A 2,847-nucleotide genomic window follows, 5' to 3' on the forward strand; every position below is an offset into this window, starting at 1 on the left:
AACGCTGACGATTGAGCTATATGAAAGCACGATCCGCTACTCGGGAGAGTTTTATGATGCGGAAGTGGGCTTGTATTACCTGCGTGCGCGTTATTATGATCCGTATGTGGGCCGGTTTATATCCGAGGATACGTATAAAGGGCGGGCAAATGAGCCGTTGTCGCTGAACCGGTATACGTATGTGCTTAATAATCCGTTGATTTATTGGGACCCGACAGGGCATTGGGAGCAGGGGGATAGTAAGTTAAATGTTGAAGCGCAGGCTAAAATTATAGCTTTGACAAGCGCTTATTATGAAGCTCAAACAACAGCAGAGAGACAAGCTATACAAAAACAAGCAAATGATATACGAGGCAATAGTGCATCTAAAAATAGCGTAACGACTCCCCTTGTTTTCCAAACTGCCGAGATAGAAAAAGTCGTCAATCAGGCGATTGCCCAAGGTCGTTATATGACGTTTAACGAATGGACCTCAACAATTAATAAAGTTGGTATATACTCAACTAGAGATTCCGCATATGCGAGTATGCAAGGGACGTCTACCGTGACTACAACGGTAATCGGCCGAACCAATATAACGGTGAGTTCAAGGTATTACTACACAACCGATACTAAGACTCATGCAGTAAATAATATATCTACGGCGAGTCTAAATTTATCCTATCAATTAAGATCAAATGAAGCAGATTTTGTTGCTGAGGCTATAGATTATCCGAACATTACTTTAGAACAAGCTATAGTCATATTAGATACAATGGAAAGAAATGGAGGTAAAATTACAGAAAGCCAATTAAAAGGGATAGGGCTAAAAATCTATAAAAACTCAGTAGGTGGTCTTGAGTTTAGCTATAATCACACCGTTGTTCATGGCGTGACATTTGCAGAAGCTCAAGCAATGTACCAATCTGATAAAGCAAATGATGATTTATCAAGTGGAGCCGGTGTTGGATCTACAAAAATTAAAGGAAAAGTTACAGGAAGGTTTGGAAGTAGAGCGGTTTTAAAAGCTAATGGAACTTACGAAATAGTTTCTAGTCGTGCAACAACACCTACAAAGATAAAACCTTGTAACTGTTTTACTGCTGGAACGAAGATAATTACAGACGAAGGTGAGAAAAATATCGAAGAAATTGAAGTCGGAGATATGGTTCTTTCCAAGGATGATGAAACGGGCAATATTGCATACAAGGAAGTATTAAATTTATTCCGTAACGAGCGAGATGTGATTTACAAACTTACTATAGGTGGTAAACTCATCGAAACAACGTTTAACCATCCGTTCTGGGTGGAAGGTAAGGGTTGGGTTCTTGCAGAAGATTTAAAGGAAGGGTATAAGCTTCTAGATAGTGATGGTAAATTATTCACAATTGATTTAATTGAGATTATTAAATTAAAAGAAAACGTTACTGTTTATAATTTTGAAGTAGCCGACTTTCATACGTATTTTGTGACTGATTTGAGTATTTGGGTGCATAATACAAATACGGATAGTTGCAGTTCTGGGGGAACGGGTAGGAACCTTCTTAACTCCAAGAACCCCAAAGATTTCTTGGACGAAGCATTAGAACGCCAGGGGTTGCAAAGTATACCGAAAGATATAAAAGAGCCATGGACAGCTGATGGTTATGTTTATACGGTAAGAATACATGCTGGCAATAAAAAATACACCAATGCGGATACTATTTATAGAGTTTCAAGACAGTCAGTTCCGAATCCTGATCCTAAAGTTCAAGGATCAGGTCTTGAATATTTGGGGACAGATGGAAAATGGTATAAGGAAAGTGACATGAAAGAAACTTTTAAAAATGGGGCTAAAAATCCCAATTTTAATGAAACTGCTGCAAGAAATACACACATAGGTTTACCATAGGAGATGATTTTGTGTTTGTAATGAACTTAGAGGATGTAAATTTAGAGATGGACAAGATTAATGCGTATTTAAGGCGATGTTTATGGATGGATTTTGAGTTTTGTATGATGAGTGCAGGGCAAATTGTTTTATCAGGAAGTATAGATCAAAGTAATGAGTATGCGATTGACATTGTATTTGACCAACCCTATTTTGTTTCTACTTTATTTTTATGGCACACGGATACGTCCAAAGTTTTTATTGAATTAGCAAGTGAAGATGAAGAAATCGAATTTAATAAAAAATACAGAACAGAAATTGGAAATTATATTTTCAAAATAAATGTTGAGTATTTTGATAGACCACCAATTTTCATAGCGGCAAAAAAAATATCATGCATCATATTAGATGAAAATCCTTTTCGAGAACAGTAGAGTTATCATGATACTGTGATTTTGATGAATTTGATCAGGAAGTTGATTCAAAATTTAGACCTTGTTGGAAGTGCTGATTAAGCCCTATCTTATTGACACTGATAAAACATCTAGATAACAAGCTGACTTTGGTAATTAACCGGAGTCGGCTTGTTTAGCTTATACCGCACCCTAAGTGATTAGTGTTACAAATCACTAGAGTTGCATAGATGTTTTTTTGGATCTTCAATGAGTGTAATGAACCGTCTGGTGTAGACGAGCCGCAAGGTGAACGGACAGGATGCTTTCAAACGTTTTGCGTATGATGAAAATGGGAATGTAGCGGAAGAAACGAATGAGCGCGGTTATGTGACAAAATACGCCTATGATGAGGTGGGCCGTGTAGCAGCGGTTACGGATGGAGAAGGGCAGAAGACGACCTTCAGCTATGACTTGGCAGGCAACAAAATAGCGGAAGCGAATGCGAGCGGCCATCGCATGACCTATGCGTACGATAAGCTGAACCGTCTGGTGACGGTCAAGGACCCGTACAACATCATTGTGACACGAAACGTTTATGATGCA

At 38.4% G+C, this 2,847-nt stretch carries 3 protein-coding genes; all 3 read left to right on the forward strand.

Going from position 1 to position 2,847, the window contains the following annotated elements; translation table 11 throughout:
• The coding region (locus tag WH37_RS32945) for a polymorphic toxin-type HINT domain-containing protein (RefSeq protein WP_046234908.1) at positions 1–1,870 on the forward strand (1,870 nt) is incomplete at its 5' end.
• A gap of 11 nt (positions 1,871–1,881) precedes the next feature.
• Positions 1,882–2,283 (forward strand): hypothetical protein, encoded by a 402-nt coding sequence (locus WH37_RS32950; RefSeq protein ID WP_197091413.1) that lies wholly within the window; start codon positions 1,882–1,884, stop codon positions 2,281–2,283.
• Between the two features lie 267 nt (positions 2,284–2,550).
• Positions 2,551–2,847, forward strand: a 297-nt coding sequence (locus WH37_RS32955; protein WP_046234909.1) for an RHS repeat domain-containing protein, incomplete at its 3' end; no start/stop codon positions are given.

The sequence above is a fragment of the Paenibacillus algorifonticola genome (assembly GCF_000971975.1).
Taxonomy (GTDB): Bacteria; Bacillota; Bacilli; order Paenibacillales; family Paenibacillaceae; genus Pristimantibacillus; species Pristimantibacillus algorifonticola.